13 protein-coding genes, 1 tRNA gene and 2 pseudogenes are annotated in these 16,557 nt (G+C 67.1%); 7 read left to right on the top strand and 9 right to left on the bottom strand.

Features of this window, described 5'->3' with window-relative positions:
- The first annotated feature begins 3 nt into the window (after positions 1-3).
- Positions 4-996 carry a stage II sporulation protein M gene (locus tag G6N13_RS05970; protein ID WP_163695225.1) on the top strand — a complete coding sequence of 331 codons (993 nt, stop codon included), beginning with the start codon at positions 4-6 and terminating at the stop codon, positions 994-996.
- Positions 997-1,017: 21 nt separating this feature from the next.
- Here G6N13_RS05970 and G6N13_RS05965 read toward each other — a convergent pair whose 3' ends face one another.
- The 5 genes from G6N13_RS05965 to G6N13_RS05945 are packed head-to-tail and all read right to left on the bottom strand — an operon-like array spanning position 1,018 to position 6,294.
- Positions 1,018-2,340: a DUF58 domain-containing protein gene (locus tag G6N13_RS05965; protein ID WP_163695222.1), complete on the bottom strand. Its 1,323-nt coding sequence runs from the start codon at positions 2,338-2,340 to the stop codon at positions 1,018-1,020.
- On the bottom strand, positions 2,340-3,323 hold the full coding sequence (locus G6N13_RS05960; protein WP_163695220.1) for an AAA family ATPase: 984 nt from the start codon (positions 3,321-3,323) through the stop codon (positions 2,340-2,342). The genes G6N13_RS05965 and G6N13_RS05960 overlap by 1 nt, the downstream gene beginning before the upstream one ends.
- On the bottom strand, positions 3,320-4,444 hold the full coding sequence (locus tag G6N13_RS05955) for a DUF4350 domain-containing protein (RefSeq protein ID WP_163695218.1): 1,125 nt from the start codon (positions 4,442-4,444) through the stop codon (positions 3,320-3,322). The genes G6N13_RS05960 and G6N13_RS05955 overlap by 4 nt, the downstream gene beginning before the upstream one ends.
- Positions 4,441-5,094, bottom strand: coding sequence for a DUF4129 domain-containing protein (locus tag G6N13_RS05950; protein ID WP_163695216.1), 654 nt, complete (start codon positions 5,092-5,094; stop codon positions 4,441-4,443). Before G6N13_RS05950 ends, G6N13_RS05955 begins: the two co-directional genes overlap by 4 nt.
- A 12-nt stretch (positions 5,095-5,106) precedes the next feature.
- On the bottom strand, positions 5,107-6,294 hold the full coding sequence (locus G6N13_RS05945; RefSeq protein ID WP_170310438.1) for a DUF7847 domain-containing protein: 1,188 nt from the start codon (positions 6,292-6,294) through the stop codon (positions 5,107-5,109).
- A 99-nt stretch (positions 6,295-6,393) separates the two neighbouring features.
- Here G6N13_RS05945 and G6N13_RS05940 point away from each other — a divergent pair, with 99 nt between their 5' ends.
- The 5 genes and pseudogenes from G6N13_RS05940 (at position 6,394) to G6N13_RS24285 (ending at position 10,688) form a co-directional block, all read left to right on the top strand.
- Positions 6,394-6,858, top strand: coding sequence for a GatB/YqeY domain-containing protein (locus G6N13_RS05940; protein WP_163695214.1), 465 nt, complete (start codon positions 6,394-6,396; stop codon positions 6,856-6,858).
- 51 nt (positions 6,859-6,909) lie between these two features.
- Positions 6,910-7,210: pseudogene (locus G6N13_RS05935) on the top strand (LLM class F420-dependent oxidoreductase); the annotation flags it as partial.
- 352 nt (positions 7,211-7,562) lie between these two features.
- Positions 7,563-9,233: an FAD-binding dehydrogenase gene (locus G6N13_RS05930; RefSeq protein ID WP_163701764.1), complete on the top strand. Its 1,671-nt coding sequence runs from the start codon at positions 7,563-7,565 to the stop codon at positions 9,231-9,233.
- A gap of 76 nt (positions 9,234-9,309) precedes the next feature.
- Positions 9,310-9,998: pseudogene (locus G6N13_RS05925) on the top strand (multicopper oxidase family protein); the annotation flags it as partial.
- 84 nt (positions 9,999-10,082) lie between these two features.
- Positions 10,083-10,688 (top strand): hypothetical protein, encoded by a 606-nt coding sequence (locus G6N13_RS24285; protein WP_179965089.1) that lies wholly within the window; start codon positions 10,083-10,085, stop codon positions 10,686-10,688.
- 278 nt (positions 10,689-10,966) lie between these two features.
- On the opposite strand, the gene G6N13_RS05915 is transcribed toward G6N13_RS24285, so the two are convergent.
- From G6N13_RS05915 to ponA2, 4 genes are all read right to left on the bottom strand, one after another.
- Positions 10,967-11,040, bottom strand: a tRNA-Pro gene (locus G6N13_RS05915).
- 241 nt (positions 11,041-11,281) lie between these two features.
- Positions 11,282-12,406 (bottom strand): L-cysteine desulfhydrase Cds1, encoded by a 1,125-nt coding sequence (gene cds1 / locus G6N13_RS05910; RefSeq protein ID WP_163695212.1) that lies wholly within the window; start codon positions 12,404-12,406, stop codon positions 11,282-11,284.
- 25 nt (positions 12,407-12,431) lie between these two features.
- Complete coding sequence (locus G6N13_RS05905; RefSeq protein ID WP_163695210.1) at positions 12,432-13,388, bottom strand: metallophosphoesterase; 957 nt, start codon at positions 13,386-13,388, stop codon at positions 12,432-12,434.
- Positions 13,389-13,452: 64 nt separating this feature from the next.
- On the bottom strand, positions 13,453-15,891 hold the full coding sequence (gene ponA2 / locus G6N13_RS05900) for a transglycosylase/D,D-transpeptidase PonA2 (RefSeq protein WP_163695208.1): 2,439 nt from the start codon (positions 15,889-15,891) through the stop codon (positions 13,453-13,455).
- Positions 15,892-16,182: 291 nt separating this feature from the next.
- On the opposite strand from ponA2, the gene G6N13_RS05895 reads away from it, so the two are divergent.
- Complete coding sequence (locus G6N13_RS05895) at positions 16,183-16,536, top strand: WhiB family transcriptional regulator (protein WP_163695206.1); 354 nt, start codon at positions 16,183-16,185, stop codon at positions 16,534-16,536.
- Positions 16,537-16,557 lie beyond the last annotated feature (21 nt).

Genomic DNA, 16,557 nt, shown 5'->3' with positions numbered 1-16,557 from the left:
CGGATGGACGTCGACGCATTCGTGCTGGCTCACCAGGACACCTGGAAGCGGCTCGAGGAGTTGGTGAAGCGACGCCGCCGGCTGTCCGGTGCCGAGGTGGACGAGCTCGTCGAGCTCTACCAGCGGGTCTCCACCCATCTGTCGATGGTGCGCTCCGCGTCGTCGGACTCCGTTCTAGTGGGGCGACTGTCGAGCCTGGTGGCTCGTGCCCGCGCCGCCGTGACCGGTGCGCACGCCCCGATGTGGCACGAGTTCGCGCGGTTCTGGACGGTCTCCTTCCCGGTGGTCGCGTACCGGGCGTGGCGGTGGTGGCTGGCCACGGCCGTTGTGTTCTTCGCGGTGGTGGTGATCATCGGGATCTGGGTCGCCGGCAGCCATGAAGTGCAGTCGGCGCTCAGCACGCCCGAGGAGATCGAGCATCTGGTCAACCACGACTTCGCCTCGTATTACAGCGATAACCCGGCCGGGTCGTTCGCCTTGCGGGTGTGGGTGAACAACTCGTGGGTGGCCGCACAGTGCATCGCCTACTCGATTCTGCTCGGCATCCCGATCCCGTGGGTGCTGTTCCAGAACGCCGCCAACCTCGGCGTCACCGGCGGCCTGATGGTCGACGCCGGCAAGGCCGATGTGCTGTTCGGGCTGCTCATCCCGCATGGGCTGCTGGAGCTGACGGCGGTGTTCCTGGCCGGAGCGGTCGGCATGCGGCTGGGCTGGACGGTGATTTCCCCGGGTGACCGGCCCCGCGGCCAGGTGCTGGCCGAGCAAGGGCGGGCGGTGATCGCGGCGGCCGTCGGGCTGGCCGGCGTGCTGCTGGTGTCGGGGTTGCTCGAGGCGTTGGTGACGCCATCGCCGCTGCCGACGTTCCTTCGCATCGGTGTCGGGGTGGCCGCCGAGGTCGCGTTCCTGTCCTACGTCGTCCATTTCGGCCGCAAGGCCATCCGTGCGGGCGAAACCGGGGACACCGAAGACGCCCCCGACGTCGTTCCAACCGGCTAGTTCTCGGCCGGAGAAAGGTCCCTATAGGCGGCCGGTGGCTTTCATCCCCAGATAGCGATCGGCCAGGGCCGGCGCCAGATCCTCGGGCAGTGCGTCCACCACCTCGACACCCTTGTGGCGCAGCCGGCTGGCGATGCTCCGGCGGTCATTGCGCGCCCGCTCGGCGGCCGCCGCATCATAGACCTGAGCGGCATCCGCGCGGCCGGCCGCGAGTTCGTCGACCCGCGGATCGGATACCGCCGCCACGATCACCTTGTGTTTGGCCGACAGCAGCGACAGCACCGGCAGCAAGCCTTCGTCGAGGGCCGAGGCATTGAGGTCGGTCAGCAGCACCACCAGCGCGGTGCGGCGCACCCGGCGCTGCACGGCGGCCACCATGGCCGTCGCGTCCGATTCGATCAACGCCGGCTCCAGCGGCGCCATCGCCTCGACCAGCTGAGCGAGCAGCTCAGTCCGTGAGGCACCGAACACCGCTGCGCGGGTGAGTCGATCGTGAGCCAGGAAGTCGACATGATCACCGGCCCGAGCGGCCAGCGCAGCTAGCAGCAGCGCGGCATCCATCGACCAGTCCAGCCGCGGCCAGCCACCCGGATCGCGTGCGGTGGGGTCCACGCCGACCCGGCCCGCCGACGTGCGGCCGGTATCGAGCACGATCACCACCCGCCGGTCGCGTTCGGGCCGCCAGGTCCGGACCACCACGTCGTTGCGGCGTGCGGTCGCCCGCCAGTCGATCGAGCGGACGTCATCGCCCACGACATATTCACGCAGCGAATCGAATTCGGTGCCCTGACCACGGATCAGCACCGGTAGCAGACCGTCGATCTCCCGTAACCGGGCCAGCCGGGACGGCAGATGCTTGCGTGACAGGAAGGGCGGCAAGATGCGTACCTGACCCGCGACAGGATGCGACCGTTGCCGGCCGGCCAGGCCGAGCGGCCCGATGGAGCGGACGGTCACACCCTCAGAGCGTAGGTCACCGCGGCGTACCGGTCGCAATTGTGTTGTGACCGTGATGGTTTCCGCCGCTTGGGCCGCGATCGGTTGGGCCCGCGGCACCGCGCAGGCGCTTGGCGGCCAGGCATCGCGCAGAGCGCCACGGAACCGGCGGGACCCGGCATTGTGGACATGCAGCACGGCATCGACGGGCTGACCCAGCCGCGCGGAGTTGTTCCCGGCCCGCGTCAACCGCAGCGCGCGCGGGCTGCCTGCCAGCGCCACGTCGATCGCCACGAGCACCAGCAGTGCCAATAGCACTACGCCGAACGTCGTGTCGGGCCAGGGAGACAGCGCAATGGGCAGCACGCCTAACAGGGCGATGAGTCCGGTGCGCCCGGTGAGGACCACTAGCGTGGTACCGGCACCGAGGCCAGGATGCCGTCGAGCACGCCGTCGGGAGTGGCTCCTTCGAGTTCGGCTTCCGGGCGCAGCCCGATCCGGTGGCGCAGTGTCGGCCGGGCCATGGCTTTGACATCGTCCGGGGTGACGTAGCCGCGACCCGACAGCCACGCCCACGACCGTGCCGTGCCCAGCAGTGCGGTCGCGCCCCGTGGTGACACCCCGAGCTGCAAGGACGGCGAATTCCTGGTCGCACCAACGATATCGACGATGTAGCCGAGCACCTCCGCGGCGACCAGCACCTGCTTGACCGCGGCACGGCCGGCGGCCAGCTCGGCCGGACCGGCCACCGGGCGGATGGCGCTCAGATCGCGCGGATCAAACCCGCCGGCATGCCGGGACAAGATCGCAATCTCCTGATCACGCGGTGGTAGCGGCACATTCAGCTTCAGCAGGAACCGGTCGAGCTGCGCCTCGGGCAGTTGGTAGGTGCCCTCGTATTCGATGGGGTTCTGGGTGGCCGCCACGATGAACGGATCGGGCAGCAGTCTCGGCTCGCCGTCGACGCTCACCTGGCGTTCTTCCATCGCTTCGAGCAGGGCTGCTTGGGTTTTCGCCGGCGTGCGGTTGATCTCGTCAGCCAGCATGAGGTTGGTGAACACCGGGCCCTCCCGGAAGGCGAACGCCGCGGTCTTGGCGTCGTACACCAGGGATCCGGTGACATCGCCGGGCATCAGGTCGGGGGTGAACTGCACCCGCTTGAACTCCAGCTGTAGCGCGGCGGCCAAGGCCCGCACTAGCAGTGTCTTGGCCACACCCGGAACACCTTCCAGCAGAACGTGCCCGCGGCACAGCAGGGCAATCACCAGCCCGCTGACCACGGCGTCCTGGCCGACGACGGCTTTACCGATTTCACTGCGCAGAGCGATCAGCGCCGCGCGGGCCGCATCGCTCTCGGCGCCGGCGGGGGGAGGTAGGGCGACGTGCGTCACGACTTCGTGACCTGCCTTTCGATATCGTCAAGTGCCTGGGCCAAATGGAGCAGGTCGGAATCAGAGGATGGTGATGGACCGAAAAGTACGTGCTGGACGGTCATTGCGTCGCCGGCGTAGCGCATCGCGACGGCGTCCAGCACCGCCGTGGGAGAAGCGTTGGGGCCCAGACCCAGTCGTGGTGCCAGCCGCTGCAGGGTTGCGGTGCGCAGTGCCTCGGCCGCCTGGCCGCGCGCCCGGCGGGACCGGTAGAGCCGGGCGCGTCCCTCGACTGTCTCCGAGGCCCGCACCACGACGGGCAGCTTCTCGGCGACCAGCGGACCCAACCGGCGACCCTGCCACACTGCCAGCAGCAGGACGGTCACGCACAGCTGCCAGACGATCCAGGTCACCGCGTCGGGCATCAGGTCGGTGAGTGAGGTTCCCTCCGCGCCGATTTCGCCTTCGCTCTGCTGCGGTGCGTACCAGATGAGTCGTGGCCGGCCGCCGGCAAGGTTCATCGCCAGTGCGGCATTGCCCTCCTGAAGCAGCCCGCCGTTGGTCATGAAGTCCGCGCTGCCGACGACGGTGACCGTGCGGCCGTCGGCTTGGTAGCGCACCAACGCCCCGCCGTAGCACCGCGTCAGGTCGGCGTCACCGGCCTTCTCGTAGGTATCGGTGGAACCCAGCTGCACCGTCCCGGCCCGCTTGGCTTCCGGCAGATCACAATCGGGCTTCATGGTGAGTATGCTGGCGCCGCTGAGCCGGATGTCGGGGGCCAGTGCCTGCCGTGCGCGCGAGGTGGGTTCGAGCAAGAGCCGGTCGCCGGGGACATCGGCCAGCCGGCCCAGAAGATCCGTACCCCGGGTGTAGTAGGTCTCGGCAGCCAACAGCAAGGTGTCCGGCCGGGCCGCCTGCTCGACATCTGCCACGGTGGTCGCGACGACGACCTCAACGCCCCGGTCTCGAAGCAGGGTGACCAGCGCACGGGCGCCGTCAGAACTGGTCGACTCCGGATCCATTCGCCCACCGGGGCGTGGCGCGGTGAAGAAGGCTCCGGCCGCGGTGACTGCTGTGATCGCGATCAGTGCCACGGCAATCCAGCGTCCGGTGCGCCAACGCTGGCCGATGGTGGTGCTCACCGCAACGGTGTCCAGGTGTCGGGGACAGCAGGCGCGCTCGCGTCGACCCCGCTCGGTGTGGCGTGCCGGCGCAACGCTTCGTCGAGCTCGGCGACCGTCCGGTAGTGAGGCTCGGTGCCCGGTTGCTCGCCGTAGGTGACGTCGTTGAACACCGTTGCCGCCTGGCGTAACTCGCCGGTGAATGCAGGCAGAAGCTCGCCGGCGTCGCGAGCGAGCTCGTTGGCGGTGCGGCCCGGAACCGGGCTGAGCATGCCGGTTTCCTCGAGCTGGCGGCCTACGGCTCGGAGTCGGTGACGGATCCCTGCAGCCCAATTGCCTTGGGCCGCATAGGCTTCTGCAGTTGCGCGATGCTCGGCCGCGCTGAGTTCATGGTTGCCGAACAAGCCGGCATCGCCGCCGCGATTGGTCCGCATCGTGCGTCGGGCGATCCGCACGGCGACGATGAACGTGACCAATACCACGATCGCCAGAACCGTGATGGTCAGCCAACCGCCGGGGATCGTTGAACCCTTGAGGATCAGCCGGTAGAGCAGGTCCTGGATCCGGTCATCGAGCCGGTCCATCAACGATGCCTTGGGGTAGATCGGCTTGGCCAGCTCGTGCTGAGCCGCGTCGTGGGCCGTTTCCCGGTCAATATCGATGGTGGACATGCTGATCCGACGCTACCGTGCCGGCGGGAGCCACAGGTTGTCGGCGGTCACGATGTCGTCCGGCGCGGTGTTGGCTCCGATTCTCAGCACCAGATCGAATGCCTCAGCGCGAATGCGCGTATCGGTGTAGAGCAGCACCGCCACCCCGGCGGTGAACGGCGCGGTCACGATCTGGCCGATCGCGCCGCCGATGGCGATCAGCGTGGTTGCCACAATGATGGGCCCCGAGGATGTCTCACCCATCAGCATCACCTGTCCGGCGATGCTGAACGGTACCGAGACCGCACCGGCGATCACCCCGGCGACCAGGCCGGCAAGCAAACGTATCCCGATCACTCGCCAAAAGTGGTTGCGCACCAAGTCGAATGAGCGACGGACCGACGCCATGATGGGCTTTCGCTCCAGCACGATAGCCACCGGCGTGAACGACAGGACGGTGTACAGATACGTCAGCGCGGCGATCAAGCCGAGCACGAGCGGGATGCCGATGATCGCGGCCAGGGTGCCGTTACCAGCCACCGCGATTCCGATGATCACGCCAACGACCACACCGACCAACATCAGCCCGGCAAGAATCTCCAGCAGACTGAAGCCGAGCAGTGCCAGCAGCCGGCCACGTACCCGCTGCCAGGCTTCGCCGACCGTAATCTTGGAGCCGAACACCGCCCGTGCGACCACGACGGTCAGCATCCCGGACAGCAGGATTCCACCGAGGAAGGTGGCCACCCCAGTGGTGAGGCCGGACAGCGCGGATCCGATGAGCACGGGGGCGGACAGTTCCTCGCCGGTTTGGCCGCCGACCTCGCCGCCCATCGCGACCATGGGACCGAGCTGCAGGACCAGCGCCAGGATCTGGGTGATCACCACGACGACGGTGGTCAGGCCGAGTGAAGCCTTCGGGTTGGCCCGGATGTACCCGACGGCGCCGTTGAAGATCTCGCTGAGTGACAGCGGCCGCAGTGGGATGATTCCCGGCTTGGGGGCAATGGGTACCGGGGCGCCGTAGCCCGGTGGGGGATAGCCGGGCGGGCCGTAGCCCGGTGGGGGATAGCCGGGCGGGCCGTAGCCCGGTGGCGGATACCCCGGCGGTGGGTACCCGGGTGGCGGATAGCCGGCAGCTGGGTCAGCCGGCGGATATCCGGGCCGCGGGAAGGACGGTTGACCAGGCCATCCAGGCGGCGGTCCAGGTGGTGTGGTCACAGGTCAACGCCCCCGGCGTCGTTGCTCATGTGCCCATCCTGTCGACAGGCCGGGTATTTCTCAACGTGCCGCCCATCTCGGTCGCGTAGCGTTTGCGCCATGGCGGAGCTCAAGAACCGGCTGAGATCAGACCTCACCGAAGCGATGAAGGCCCAGGACAAGTTGCGCACCGCGACGCTGCGGCTGCTGCTCGCGGCGGTCCAGACCGAGGAGGTCTCGGGCAAGCAGGCGCGCGATCTCTCCGACGACGAGGTACTCAAGGTGCTTGCCAGAGAGTCCAAGAAGCGCAGCGAGTCTGCGGAGATCTACACGCAGAACGGTCGCGGTGAGCTCGCCGCTGAGGAGCACGCCGAAGCCCGGATCATCGACGAGTACCTGCCGACCCCGCTGACCGACGCCGAGGTGGCCGACGTCGCCGACACCGCGATCGCCCAGGTGGCCGAGCAACTCGGGGGACGTCCTTCGGTGAAGAACATGGGCTTGGTCATGAAGGCCGCCACCGCGATCGCGGAGGGCAAGGCCGATGGGTCGCGGTTGTCGGCCGCGGTCAAGGCGCGTTTGTAGCGCTACTCCGTTTCACCGGGTGGGGCTGGGGTGGTCCGCAGGGCGACGTAGCAAGCGTTGGCCGACGGCAGATTCGTCCTTGGCCTTGGCTCCGGTGAGAACCTCGACGAACACGTCGTCGGCAAGGGCTGGCCTACCGTTCGGTGTTGCGGTGTCCGGGCAGCGTTCGCTGGACGCGTTCGCCACCGCGGCCGACCACATGATTGCTGTGGAACCCGACAGCAAGCTGGTCGACGGCTGGCACTCCGCCCGGCAGGCCACCGGACTGTCCGCGGGCAGTCGCGTGATCGGGCAGATCCCGATCTGCTTCGTCGACTGCGCGGCGGCGGTTTGCACGCTGAAGTGGTTCTCAGCCAGCTCATTCCGTTCGGTCCCGTGCTGAGGGCGCGGGCTCTGTGGATGGAGACCATCGGCATACTGCCCGTCGGCAGGCGAGCGGAAGAGATCGTGGTCATCCGCGCGGATAAGCGGTGAGCGACGATCTTGGCCTGGACCGGCGGATCGATCGTCAGCTCGACGACGCCCTTCGAGGAACCATTCACCAGCCAGCGGCCGCGGAACCCGTGCACGCCCAATCCCAGGAACGGCCCCTTGGCCACCCAGTTGGACGACGATCAAGCGACGAGGAACGAGCCGCGATGAGGAGTCCGACAATCCGGCTCAGTTGTACCGTGGGCAATCTCGACACCGAAGGGCGCGTAGCAATGGACGCAGATGTCATCGTGGTCGGGGCCGGTCTGGCCGGTCTCGTCGCTACCCACGAACTGACCAGCCGCGGCAAGAGGGTCGTGCTGATCGACCAGGAGAATGAGGCGAACCTCGGCGGGCAGGCGTTCTGGTCGTTCGGTGGGCTGTTCCTGGTCGACAGCCCTGAACAGCGGCGCTTGGGGGTCAAAGACAGCGTCGAGCTGGCGTGGAATGACTGGTCGGGCAGCGCCCAGTTCGACCGGATCGACGATGAGGACAGCTGGGCAGTGCGCTGGGCCCGGGCCTACGTTGAATTCGCCGCGGGGGAGAAGCGCTCATGGCTGCTCAGCCACGGCATCACATTCCTGCCCACCGTCGGCTGGGCCGAGCGCGGCGACCTGCGCGCCGATGGACACGGCAACTCGGTGCCGCGCTTCCACGTCGCCTGGGGCACTGGTACCGGGGTGGTGGAGCCGTTCGTGGCGTCGGCATTGACCGCCGCTGACCGCGGCTTGGTGACGTTCCGCCACCGGCACAGAGTCGACGAGCTGGTGATCACCGACGGCGCCGTTACCGGCGTACGGGGTGTGGTGCTCGCGCCCGACGACGCCCCGCGTGGTGTGACGTCCAACCGGGATGCCGTGGGCGAGTTCGAATTATCCTCTCAGACAGTCATTCTCACCACCGGTGGCATAGGCGGCAACCATGACGTCGTGCGACGGTACTGGCCGCAGCGGATGGGCACCCCGCCGCGGGAGATGATCACCGGGGTGCCCGCCTACGTCGATGGCAGGATGCTCGACATCGCCGCCAACTCGGGGGTGCGCACGGTAAATCGGGACCGGATGTGGCATTACACCGAGGGGGTGCAGAACTGGGATCCGATCTGGCCGGCCCACGCCATTCGTATCCTGCCGGGGCCGTCGTCGATGTGGTTCGACGCACTGGGCCGGCGGTTGCCCGAGCCCTACCTGCCCGGCTACGACACCCTGGGAACCCTGCGCTACCTGCGCACCAGCCCGGAGATCGCCGGCTACGACCACAGTTGGTTCATCCTCACGCAGAAGATCATCGAGCGGGAGTTCGCCCTATCGGGATCCGAACAGAATCCTGACATCACCAATAAGGACCGCACCGGATTCCTCAAGGAGCGATTGCTGAGCAAGGGCGCGCCGGCGCCGGTAGAGGCCTTCAAGCGTCACGGCGCCGATTTCGTGGTCGCGGGGGGTCTCGACGAGCTGGTGGCGAAGATGAATGCACTGACCGACGAACCGTTGCTCGACACCGGGCGCATCCGGGCGCAGATCGAGGCCCGCGATTTGCAGATGGCCAACCCGTACGCCAAAGATGCTCAGGTACAAGGGATCCGCAATTCCCGGCGGTACATCGGCGACCGGATCGGCCGGACAGCGGCACCGCACCGCATCCTCGACCCGGCGGCCGGGCCGCTGATCGGGGTGAAGTTGCACATTCTGACCCGCAAGACCCTCGGTGGCATACAGACTGACCTGTCGTCGCGGGCGATCGGTCTGGACGGTCGTCCGATCGTCGGACTGTATGCCGCGGGCGAGGTGGCCGGATTCGGTGGCGGCGGCGTGCACGGCTACAACGCCTTGGAAGGAACGTTCCTTGGAGGCTGCCTGTTCTCGGGCCGCGTCGCGGGTAGAGCAGCCGCTGGGGCACTGTGATGGCGAGGCGCCACCAATGGGCGGATCTGGTTCTCGGCGTCGGCAATAGAGCCGACGAGCGTTCCAGGCGTCCAGTGTGACAGCCGGAGCGGGGGTAGCCCTGTCGGCGTGCGGGCACAGCAGCGCTCCGGCACCGCCGCCGCAGATTCAACCCACAGCTGTGCCCACGGATCTGAGCGCCGCGATCGAGGCCGCCGAGGCGGCTCGCCCGCACACCGGTAAGACCGTCACCGTCGTCCTGGGCAGGCGGTTGGTCAACACGCGCGGCTACGCCGACATCGTCCCCGGTCTGCTGATCCGGGCCAACGTCGGTGACGAGATCGTCGCCACCGTGACCAACAAGCTGCCTTCACCTACAGATTCTCGGTTCCCGACGCGGGCGCCTACTGGGCACACCCTGCACCGGGGTCAACGCGCCGCAGCAAGCTCCTCGGTGGTGATCCCGGCGGTGTGGTCTATCCCTACTATCTGGTCAACGGCAGAATCCCCTATGCTCCAAGCGCTTTCACCGCCAAACCCGGGGCGTATCCGCCTTCGGATCATCGACGCCGGAGCGGACACCGCGTTCCGTGTCGCGCTGGCGGGGCATCGGATGACCGTCACGCACACCGACGGCTTCCCGGTCGAGCCCGTCGGGGTCGACGCCCTGCTAATAGGGATGGCTGAGCGCTACGACGTCATCGTCGCCGCCGGCGACGGCGTGTTTCCGTTGGCCCCCTGGCCGAGGGGAAGAATGCGCTGGCCCGCGCTGCGCTGACCACCGGGCCGGCTCGGTGCCGACGCCAACATGACGGGATGTCTATCTGGGCTGTGGCCCGATAGTATGGCTCCATCAGGAAGGGGGCCGACATGAGCCTTCGACACACATCGCTACGAGTGATGGCGACCGTGTCGCTATCACTTGGCGCGTTGTTTGCGCCGGGTGGTACGGCATCGGCCGCACCTCAGCCGGCAGACCAAGGGGCGGATCTGCAGACGTATCTCGACAGCTTGACGGGTGCGTACGACAAGACCATCGGTCGTTCGGTGGACGAGGCTCGTCAAACCGCCCAGGACCAGGCGGCACAGAACATCGGGCTGGCGATCGGGGTACCCATCGCCAATGGCGCGATCGGCGGCACCACCGCCGTGGCCGGCAGCGTGGGCTCGGCGCTGGTGTTCTCGGCGTTCCAGGGCGGCAAAAACCCGTTCGCGGGCCTCACCGCTGCCTCGGTCCCGTCGGCCCTTTCGGCGGCCGCAGTGCCGGCCGCGCCGGCGTTGCCTCCGCCACCAGCGGTTGGCCCGCCGCCGGCCCTTGGCCCGCTGCCTCCGCCGCCCATGATCGGGCCGCCGCCGCTTCCGGGGCCGCCGGCATTGCCGCCGCCGCCGTGGATTCCGTTCCTGCCGGGCTCTCCGCCACTGCCAGGTCCGCCTCCGCTTCCGCCGCCGCCGGCGCTACCGCCGCCGCCGTTCTGACGCGGTAACTACTTCACCCCCGGGCTGCTTAGACCGGGGGTGACTTAGCAGGCATCATCGCCCCTCGGTTGCCCAGTAATTCGGTTCGTCCGTCTCCGACCACCAACTCCCCCGCCGAAGCAACTTCGCCACCTGCGAAGAAGCTCGAATGGTGGAAGATCCACACCGAAGAATCACGAACGCTGGACACGGGCTAACTGCGGGCCACCGGCCGATCTGCCCAGAAATGAGAGAAGGCCCTGACCAGGGAATCCCTAGTCAGGGCCTTACTTTCATTGTCGGGGTGGCGGGATTTGAACCCACGACCTCTTCGTCCCGAACGAAGCGCGCTACCAAGCTGCGCCACACCCCGCGTGAAGCCACGACAGCGTATCGCACGTGCCCAGTCGGAAGCCAAACGGCTTGTCGGCCAGGTGGCCGAGTTTCGCGACGCGTTGCGGGATGGATCCGAGTTGTCGATGGCGTTATGCGCACAGACGGCGAGACAGACACGTCGAGCAGCGAAAGGTGGAGCCGATGATGACCGCTTTGGGGGCCGTGGTGTACGGGGGATTTTTCCTGCTCGCAGCACTCTGGCTGGTCGTGACCGGCGACTATGACGCCGTCGATGACCCGGACCAGGCCCAGCCACAGGATCGTTCGAACTCGCCGAGCGCACCTGCGTACACGCTCGGGTCGAGGTTGTGAGCCGCTAGCCAGTCGGCGTTGTAACAGGTGTCGGCGTAGCGGTCACCGCTATCGGCGATCAGGGTGACCACCGAGCCGCCGACGCCGGCAGCGACCATTTCGGCGAGCAGACCGAATGCACCCCACACGTTGGTTCCCGTTGATGGGCCGACTCGGCGCCCCAACACCCGCGATACGTGATGGGCGGCCGCGATCGACGCCGCGTCGGGCACGCTGACCATCCGGTCTACGATCTCGGGCAGGAACGACGGTTCCACCCGTGGCCGGCCGATGCCCTCGATCCGCGACGGCGCCCCCGTCACGATGTCGCCGCGGCCTTGCGCGTAGGACGGGAAGAACGCCGAGTTCTCCGGGTCGACCACGCAGAGCTGGGTTGCGTGGCGCTGATATCGGATGTAGCGCCCGATCGTGGCGCTTGTGCCGCCGGTACCCGCGCCCGCCACGATCCAGTCGGGGATCGGATGGCGTTCGTGACTCATCTGCTGATAGATCGACTCGGCGATGTTGTTGTTGCCCCGCCAATCGGTGGCCCGCTCGGCGTTGGTGAACTGATCCAGGTAATGGCCGCCGGTCTCGTCGGCGATCCGCTGCGCCTCGGTGTACACCTCACCAGGCCGATCAACGAAATGACACCGCCCGCCTTGGGCCTCGATGAGTTTGATCTTCGAGGGGCTGGTTGAGGCCGTCATGACCGCGACGAACGGCAGGCCCAGCAGCGCGGCGAAATACGCCTCCGACACCGCCGTTGACCCCGACGACGCTTCGACGATCGTGGTCTGCTCATCGATCTTGCCGTTGCACAGCCCGTAGAGGAACAGTGAGCGTGCCAGCCGGTGTTTGAGACTGCCGGTGATATGCGTTGATTCGTCTTTGAGATAGAGCGCGATATCCGCAGTCGCGCACCACGACGCAGGAAGCGGGTAGCGCAACAGGTGAGTGTCGGCGCTGCGGCGGCTGTCAGCCTCGATCAGCCGAATGGCGTTGTCCAACCAGCCGCGGGGGTGGGTATGGGCGGCGACGACCGTGGTCATCGCTGGCGATTACCGCGGGCGGGGTTCACCGCACGGAGGCGGTAGGGCTGGACCGCACCACGTTTCGCGTCTCGTCATGTCCGCCGGTCGGTGCACCCACCAGGGTCAGCAGGGTGGCCTCGGGGCGGCAGCAGAACCGGAACGGGGCGAACGGTCCGGTGCCGATGCCCGCCGACACGTGCAGCGAGGTGTCCTTACCCCAGCGCGACGCCCCCTTGGCGCGGGAACGGTCCAGGTCGCAGTTGGTGACGAGGGCACCGTAGAACGGCAGGCACAGCTGTCCGCCGTGGGTATGCCCGGCCATAACGAGCTGATAGCCGTCGGCGGCGAACCGGTCCAGCACGCGGGTGTAGGGGGCGTGGGCCACACCGAGGGAGAGGTTCGCCGTCGGATTGGGTGGGCCGGCGATGGTCTCGTAGCGGTCTCGACCCAGATGCGGGTCGTCGACGCCAGCGGCGGCGATGGTCAGCCCGGCCACCTCGAGATCGCGCCGGTTGTGGGTCAGGTCCAGCCAGCCGCGTTCGGTAAACGCCGCGCGCAGATCCTGCCACGGCAGCGCGTTGCCGTGGATGCGACCGTTGCTGTCGTACAGGTACCGTGCCGGGTTCTTGAACTTCGGGGCGAAGTAGTCATTACTGCCGAACACGAAGACGCCAGGGACCGACAACAGATCACCGACCGCCTGCACCACCGCGGGCACAGCCTTGGGGTGCGACAGGTTGTCGCCGGTGTTGACCACCAGGTCGGGCTCCCAGCGAGCCAACTCGCGCAACCAGGCTTGTTTGTGCAGCTGCGCGGGCCGCATGTGGATATCGCTGAGGTGCAGCACCCGCAGGGGCGTGGAGCCCGGGGACAGCACCGGCATGGTCACTTCGCGGACCACGAACGCGTTGCGTTCGATCACCGTGGCGTAGCCGAGCGCAAGCGCGGCCGAGCCGGCAGCGACGAGGGCGGACGACTTCACTGCGGACGGCACAGCCATACCGGCCAGAATACTGCCCCTCGCCGCGGTTCATCGGGGCGAGCGACGTGTGAAGATTCCCGCGCTATGGCGGAGGCGGTGGCGGGGCCAGCAATGGGACCGTGATCGGCGGCAATCCGGGGATCTGGACGACGGTCTGTCCGAACGGGGCGCCGTCCAGACCGGGTATGGGCAGCCCGCCCGGCGGCGGTGGCGGCGGCGCCGGTGCCGGCGGAATGCCGTTGCTGACCTGGATCGTGACGATCGATCCGGGTACGGTCTGGCCGCTGGGCGATGTGCCGACGACCTCCCCGGCAGGCGCCACACTGTTGACCGGGTTGGCCTGATCGGCGACCTGGAACCCCGCGTCCTTCAGCCGGTCTCGCGCCGAACCCTGCGGCAGGCCGGACACGCTCGGCACCCGCGAGCCCGGGGCCCCGTCGACATAGCGCGGATCGGTGGGCGGTAGCGCGATATCGCCGAAGCTCTGGGCCAGCGGCTTCATCGCGGTGAACCAGGTCTTGGCAGGTTCGTTGCCGCCGTAGAGGTTGCCGTCACCGCACTGCCGCAACGGCCACGAACACAGGTCCGACGGGGTGGGCGAATCGTCATAAATGTAGGCGGCGGCCGCGTAGTGGTTGGTGTAGCCGAGGAAGCCCGAGGATCGGTGCGCCTCGGTGGTACCGGTCTTGCCCGACATCGGCAGGTTCCAGCCCGTCGAGCTGGCCGAGCCGGCCGCCGTGCCGCTGACGTCATCCTTGCTCAGCGCATTGGACAGGGTGTTGGCCAGCCCCTCGGGGACCACCTGGTCGCAGGTGTCGGTGGTCACCGACACCTCATTGCCGTTGCGGTCGAAGAGTTTGTCGACCGGGTCCGGCGGGCACCACGTCCCGCCGGACGCCAGCGTCGAGGCCACATTGGACAGTTCGAGCGCGTTTACCTCGATCGGGCCCAACGTGAACGATCCGAGGTTCTGGCGCTTGATGAAATCGGCGAGGCTCTCGTTGCTGTCCGGGTCGTACGGGCGCGCGGTGCCCGGCTCGGCGTATGACCGCAGCCCCAGCTTGACCGCCATATCGACCGTGCGCTGCACGCCGACCTGGGAGATGAGTTTGGCGAAGGCGGTGTTGGGCGAGGTGGCCAGTGCGTCGGTCACGCTCATCGAGCCGCGGTAGTTGCCCGCGTTCTGCACACACCAGGTGTCCTTCGGGCAGCCCTTCGCGCCGCCGCTGCCCAAGCCCTTGGCTTCGAACCGCACCGGGGCGTCGAGGTTCGCGTTGATGCCCATCCCCATATCGAGGGCGGCGGCCGTGGTGAAGATCTTGAAGATCGACCCGGCGCCGTCGCCGGCAAGCGAAAACGGTTGCGGCTGCATGGTTTCCCCGACAGCCGAGTTCAGCCCGTAGGTCCGGTTGCTGACCATCGCGACCACTGGGTGGGCGGTCTTACCCGGTAGCACAACGCTCATCACGCTCGCGATGCCCTGGATATCGGGGGCTGCGATCGAGTCGACAGCCGATTTGACCGAGTTCTGGACATCGGGGTCCAGAGTGGTCTTGATCAGGTAGCCGCCGCGGGACAGCTGATCCTTGCTGATACCTGCTCGGGCCAGATACTCCTGCACGTAATCACAGAAGAAGGCTCGGTCGCCGGCGGCGATGCAGCCCCGGGGCAACTCGTTGGGCTGCGGCAGGATGCCGAGCGGCTGCTGCTTGGCGGCGCGCAGTTCGTCGGCGTACTTGGGCTCGTTGTCGATCAAGGTGTCGAGCACCAGGTTGCGGCGGGCCAGCGCACCGTCGGGGTTGGTGTACGGGTTCAGGGTGCTCGTCGACTGGACCATCCCGGCCAGCAGTGCGGCCTGCTGCCAGTTCAGCTGGGAGGCGTCGACACCGAAGTAGGTCTGCGCGGCGTCCTGGATGCCGAAGGCGCCGTTGCCGAAGCTGACCAGATTCAGATAGCGGGTCAGGATCTCGGCCTTGGTGAACGTCTTGTCGAGCGTCAGAGCCATCCGGATCTCGCGCAGCTTACGAGCGGGCGTGGTTTCCACCGCTGCGCGCTTCTCCGCGTCGGTCTGCGCGATCACCAGCAGCTGGTAGTTCTTCACGTACTGCTGTTCGATCGTCGACCCGCCGCGAGTGTCGAGATCGCCGGAGGCGTAGCCCGCCAAGCCGGTCAGCGTGCCTTTCCAGTCGACACCGTTGTGTTCGGCAAACCGCTTGTCCTCAATCGAAACGATTGCCAGTTTCATCGTGTCGGCGATCTTGTCGCTGGGGACCTCGAAGCGACGCTGCGAATAGAGCCATGCGATGGGGTTGCCCTTGGCGTCCACCATCGTCGTCACCGCGGGCACTTCACCCTCGACGAGTTGAGCCGAGCCGTTGGCGACTACATCGGAAGCGCGGTTGGACATCAGCCCCACGCCGCCGACCACGGGAAACAGGAGCGCCGCAAGTAACACGCTGGCCAATAGGCAGCACCAGGCCAGCTTGATGATTGTCGCGCCGGCCGGAGGGCGTTCCGACATGTGTAACAGAGTAACGAGGACCCGTGGGGTCTTGCGGAGCGTCCCCTGCCGGACAGATCCCATTAACATGCATTTACGAGGGGGTCAGAAAACGCCAGTTCATGATCGGTCTGGACGGTCGTCCCAAAAAACGTGAGATCTAACTGTTGCGTAAAAGATACCTGACCACCTAACTTAAACAGGCAGTGCGATTCAGGTAACACTCTGAGGCGCTATGTGGCGTAGATCGCATACGCGGCCTACACCAGAAGATTGTCAGCCGCGGTTGCGGCCGGACGAAGGGGATCGTCGGTGTCAGGTATTCGGACTGCTGCCCGCAAACAAAGCGCAGCACTGTTGAACGGTTCCGTCCAAGGCGTTGAGGCGGAAGCTCGGATCGTATGGGTGTCGCGGGCTTTGTGCCGGTCAACCGATCCTGACGAGCTGTTTGTCCGCGGTGCGGCGCAGCGCAAGGCCGCCGTGATCTGTCGGCACTGCCCGGTCATGGCCGAGTGCGGTGCCGATGCGTTGGACAACCGAGTGGAATTCGGTGTGTGGGGTGGCATGACTGAGCGTCAGCGCCGCGCATTGCTCAAGCAGCACCCTGAAGTGGTGTCTTGGTCGGAATTCTTCGCCGCGCAGCGCAAGCACCGCAGCGTCAGCTAACTTGCCAGCCGAGCCTGGTGC

Source organism: Mycolicibacterium sarraceniae (assembly GCF_010731875.1).
Classification (GTDB): Bacteria; Actinomycetota; Actinomycetes; order Mycobacteriales; family Mycobacteriaceae; genus Mycobacterium; species Mycobacterium sarraceniae.
This window is presented reverse-complemented; position numbering and strand designations above follow the sequence as displayed.